Annotated in this window: 6 protein-coding genes; 3 read left to right on the top strand and 3 right to left on the bottom strand. The window is 69.8% G+C overall.

Annotation, left to right across the window (positions count from 1 at the left end):
• Together PV363_RS16290 and PV363_RS16285 are read right to left on the bottom strand one after the other, a co-directional pair.
• Positions 1 to 305, bottom strand: a 305-nt coding sequence (locus tag PV363_RS16290; RefSeq protein ID WP_301022885.1) for a GNAT family N-acetyltransferase, incomplete at its 3' end; no start/stop codon positions are given.
• Between the two features lie 48 nt (positions 306 to 353).
• Positions 354 to 929 (bottom strand): hypothetical protein, encoded by a 576-nt coding sequence (locus PV363_RS16285; protein WP_301022884.1) that lies wholly within the window; start codon positions 927 to 929, stop codon positions 354 to 356.
• Between the two features lie 197 nt (positions 930 to 1126).
• Here PV363_RS16285 and PV363_RS16280 point away from each other — a divergent pair, with 197 nt between their 5' ends.
• Together PV363_RS16280 and PV363_RS16275 are read left to right on the top strand one after the other, a co-directional pair.
• Positions 1127 to 2143 (top strand): magnesium and cobalt transport protein CorA, encoded by a 1017-nt coding sequence (locus tag PV363_RS16280; RefSeq protein WP_220346790.1) that lies wholly within the window; start codon positions 1127 to 1129, stop codon positions 2141 to 2143.
• Between the two features lie 74 nt (positions 2144 to 2217).
• Positions 2218 to 2802: a dihydrofolate reductase family protein gene (locus PV363_RS16275; RefSeq protein ID WP_301022883.1), complete on the top strand. Its 585-nt coding sequence runs from the start codon at positions 2218 to 2220 to the stop codon at positions 2800 to 2802.
• A gap of 7 nt (positions 2803 to 2809) precedes the next feature.
• Here PV363_RS16275 and PV363_RS16270 read toward each other — a convergent pair whose 3' ends face one another.
• Positions 2810 to 3637 (bottom strand): hydrolase, encoded by an 828-nt coding sequence (locus PV363_RS16270; RefSeq protein WP_220346788.1) that lies wholly within the window; start codon positions 3635 to 3637, stop codon positions 2810 to 2812.
• A gap of 53 nt (positions 3638 to 3690) precedes the next feature.
• Here PV363_RS16270 and PV363_RS16265 point away from each other — a divergent pair.
• On the top strand, positions 3691 to 4127 hold a 437-nt coding region (locus PV363_RS16265; protein ID WP_301022882.1), incomplete at its 3' end, for an SDR family NAD(P)-dependent oxidoreductase.

Here is a 4127-nt window from a genome sequence, read left to right as displayed (position 1 = left end):
GCCTGGGCCTCGGCCCACACCAGCATCGCCCGGCCCAGTCCCCGCGACTGCCGCGCAGGAGCGACCGCGATGTTCTCGATCAGGAGGTGGTCCCCCTCCCCCCGGGTGACCACGACAGAAGCGATCTCGCCGTCCTCGCGCACGACGTGGACGTCGCCGTCCGCGATCGCCCGCCCGTAGTCGGTGTTCATCGGCGCCGGCTCGCCACCGATGGCCTCGACGTACGGCGCGTACGCGCTGCGCACCATCTGGCGGACGGCGCCCGCGTCCGCGGGCTCGGCGGGTACGGGTGTTACCTCAGGCACCGGCACCACGATCCTCCGTGCGACCCCGCGCCGCAACGAACCGGCCGGTCAGAACGGCGCGTGACCGTCGTCCCGCAGGGCCGCCTCCGTGATCACGAGGAGCATGACCAGGCCCGCGAGTACGGCGATCGCCGGGGCAGCCGTCTCGGTCCACGCGAGGCCGAGCACCAGCCCCACGACACCGAGCGCGGCCATGGCCAGACCGAGCCGGATGAACATCGGCGTGTGGAAAGCCCGGGCGAAGGGCAGGAAGTGCAGCCCGACGGCGAGCACGATGACGGCCGGGAGGACGTCGACCTTGTCCCCCGCGTCCAGCGCCATCTGTCCGACCTGGACCAGGGCGAGCATGCCGACGACGCTGGCCAGATAGATCCAGGGGGCACTGCCGCGGACCGGCTCGGGCTCGGGGAACCAGCGCGGCCTCACGAACACCGCCCAGACGTACGCCGCCAGGGCGCCCGCCCACAGGACCACCGCAACGATCGAGGCCGTCGACGGCAACTCACCCCGGTTGGCATGGACGAACACGCTGGCGCCCGCGGCGCCGATGGTCGTGCCCCACACGCGCGGATCGCCCGTGCGCCTCAGCCCTCGATCGACGACACCTGCGGTCGTGACCGCCATCTGATCTCCCCATCGGCTCGTGCAGGCCTCCCCCGCGACGCCCCATCCTCCACTGCGGCAGAAGCCGGTCGCAACGCGCGCCGCGTGTCGGCGCCGCGGCCGGATCCGGTCCTTCTGAGGTTGCCGAATCCCGGTGGCGTCAGCGCCTCACGCGCGTCAGCGGGGTACGGTCGGCGTGGCAATGAGGGGAGGCAGCGATGGGGATCGTCGACAACGCCGTGTACGTCGGTGGGGCACGCAAGGTGGAGCCGCCGACCCTCGAGGACACCTACGAGCTGTTGCGAGACGAGCACGGCATGGGCTGGATCGGCCTCTACCGTCCGTCGCGCGAGGAGATCGACTCGGTCGCCGCGGAGTTCTCATTCCACGAGCTCGCGGTAGAGGACACGATCCGTGCTCACCAGCGCCCGAAGCTCGAGCGCTACGGCGACGTCCTCTTCACCGTCCTACGGCCGGCGCGTTATCTCGACGCCGAGGAGCGCGTGGAGTTCGGCGAGGTCCACGTCTTCACCGGCGCCGACTTCGTCGTCACGGTCCGGCACGCAGAGGCTCCGAACCTCGGACACGTCCGGAGTCGCCTCGAGGCAGCGCCGGACCTCCTCTCCCTCGGCCCGGAAGCCGTCCTGTACGCCATCTTCGACGAGGTCGTCGACGAGTACGGTCCGGTCGTCGACGGGTTGGAGAACGACATCGACGAGATCGAGTACCAGGTGTTCGCCGGCGACCCCGCGGTCTCGCGACGCATCTACGAGCTGTCTCGCGAGGTCATCGAGTTCCAACGCGCCACCCGCCCGCTCATCGGCATGCTCGACGCGCTGCGCAGCGGCTTCGAGAAGTACGAGGTCGACGAGGAGCTGCGACGCAACCTGCGCGACGTCGAGGACCACGTGATCCGGGTCGTCGAGCGGGTGGAGGGCTTCCGGCTGCTCCTCCAGAACATCCTCGCCGTCAACTCCACGCTCGTCGGCCAACGGCAGAACGAGGAGATGCAGCGTCTGACCGAGGCCAGCCTGCTCCAGAACGAGGAGGTCAAGCGCATCTCCTCGTGGGCGGCGATCCTCTTCGCGCCCACTCTCGTCGGCACGATCTACGGGATGAACTTCGAGCACATGCCCGAGCTCGGGTGGCTGTTCGGCTACCCCTTCGCCATCGCGCTGATGGCACTGGTGTGCGCGACGCTCTACGTCGTGTTCAAACGACGTGGCTGGCTCTAGCCGACGCCGATGAGTTTCGGCGCGGAGCCGGTCTCCTCTGCAGAGAGTCGACCCAGCCCCGCGAGGAGATCAGCATGACCGCCAGCTACACGTTCGACATCGTCTCCACCCTCGACGGCTTCGGTTCGTACGGAGAGGGTGGCGACTGGGGCGGCTACTGGGGCAAGCAGGGCCCTGAGTTCCTCGCCCACCGCCTCGCCCAGTACGAGGCCGAGCAGAGGATGGTCCTCGGCGCGAACACCTATCGGGAGTTCGTCGAGATCCTGGGGCCGAGCGCCGAGAGGACACCCGGGGCAGACCCGATCAACGACCGCATGGTGAGCATGCCGACGACCGTGGTCTCGTCGACCATCACGGGGCCGCTCGACTGGCCGAACGCGAGCGTCGCGAGCGGCGACGCCGTGGACGTCGTCGCCCGTCTCAAAGCGGAGTCCGACGTGCCGCTGCGCTCGCACGGCAGCCTGTCGATGAACCGCGCGCTGATGGCGGCCGGCCTCGTCGACCGCCTCCAGGTGACCCTCTTTCCCGTCATCAGCGGTCAGACGGGGACGGCCCCCATCTTCGGCGGCGCCGCCGACTTCGACCTCGAGCTGCTGGAGGCCCGTACCCTCGACGGCCGCACCCAGGAGCTCGTCTATCGCCCGAGCCCGCACCGCTGAGCCTGCCTCAGCCGTCGGTCCGGATGCCGGTCTCGTCGTCGTGGTCGCCGCGCACCCAGGCGATGTGGCGGGCGGCGGAGTACGCGAGAACGGCCTTCGCGTCACCGTCGATCGGGTTGCCGAAGTTGCCGATGATGCGGTCGAAGTCGAGGGTGCTCAGCCGGTCGGCGATCGCCTGGACGACGGCCGCCGACAGCGGGATCTTGTTCGGATAGCTGCGCATGAAGCCCAGCGACCGCCGGTCGGGGTTCGGGAACACCGTGTCGCCGCTGAGCAGGAGTCCTCCCCCGCTGGCGTCACCGGCCCAGTGAGCGACCGCCGCGCCAGCAAAGTGGCCGCCGACGCGATGGAGGGTCAGTCCCGGCGCCAGCGCGTGGTCGTCCTCCCAGAGCCCGATGCGCTCCGTACGACGTCCGACCCAGCCCTCGTCCGACGCGCACACCAGCACGGGAGCGTCGAGGGCGTCGCCCCACGCGGTCTGGACGCCGAACATGTGCGGGTGGCTGGCGGCGACCGCCAGCACGGGACCACGATCGAGGATCCGGGCGGCGGTCTCGTCGTCGACGTAGCCGGGCGGGTCCCACAGCAGCGATCCCTGCTCCGTCGTCACCAGCTGCGCGGTCTGACCGATCCCCACCTTCGGGTCGGTGGTGAGCTCGGCACGACCTGGCTCGCGGTCGGTCCAGACCAGTCGCTGGCCTGCCGCGCCGAGCTCCGCCGTCGTGGTCCAGCGCTGACCGTCGACCGGCACCCACTGGCGCTCGTCGGCACATATCGGACACACCTCGGGGAGCGGCTCGCTGTACTCGACGCCGCACGTCGCACAGATCTGCATCGCAACCTCCCTACAGTGAGGAGCATGAACGACTCCTCTGGTTCAGAGCGATCATGGCACTGCTGCTGGTGACAGGAGCGTCGACGGGTCTCGGACTCGCGACCGCCACGACTCTCGCATCGGGCGGGCACGACGTCGTACTGCACGCCCGCAACGCCGACCGCATCGAGGACGTACGCGTCCTCGAGCAGATGTACGACGTCGTCTACGGCGACCTCTCACACCGCGAGGAGACCGTCGAGGTCGCGCGACGGGCTGACGCGATCGGCCGGTTCGACGCCGTCGTCCACAACGCCGGCGTCATGCGCGGCGGCGACGTCCTCGCCGTGAACACAGTGGCACCGTTCGTCCTCACCGCGACGATGACACCGCCGCAGCGGGCGATCTTCCTCAGCAGCGGGCTGCACCACTCCGGCTCACCGCAACGTCTGGCTCCCGACTTCGCGCGGCCCGGCCGCACCTCGTACGGAGACAGCAAGCTCTTCGTCAC

It is taken from the genome of Mumia sp. (assembly GCF_028803055.1).
Classification (GTDB): Bacteria; Actinomycetota; Actinomycetes; order Propionibacteriales; family Nocardioidaceae; genus Mumia.
This window is presented reverse-complemented; position numbering and strand designations above follow the sequence as displayed.

Coding starts and splice junctions, on each gene's coding strand:
- PV363_RS16270 (WP_220346788.1), bottom strand. CDS start 3,637: ATGCAGATCTGTGCGACGTGCGGCGTCGAGTACAGCGAGCCGCTCCCC.
- PV363_RS16275 (WP_301022883.1), top strand. CDS start 2,218: ATGACCGCCAGCTACACGTTCGACATCGTCTCCACCCTCGACGGCTTC.
- PV363_RS16285 (WP_301022884.1), bottom strand. CDS start 929: ATGGCGGTCACGACCGCAGGTGTCGTCGATCGAGGGCTGAGGCGCACG.
- PV363_RS16280 (WP_220346790.1), top strand. CDS start 1,127: ATGGGGATCGTCGACAACGCCGTGTACGTCGGTGGGGCACGCAAGGTG.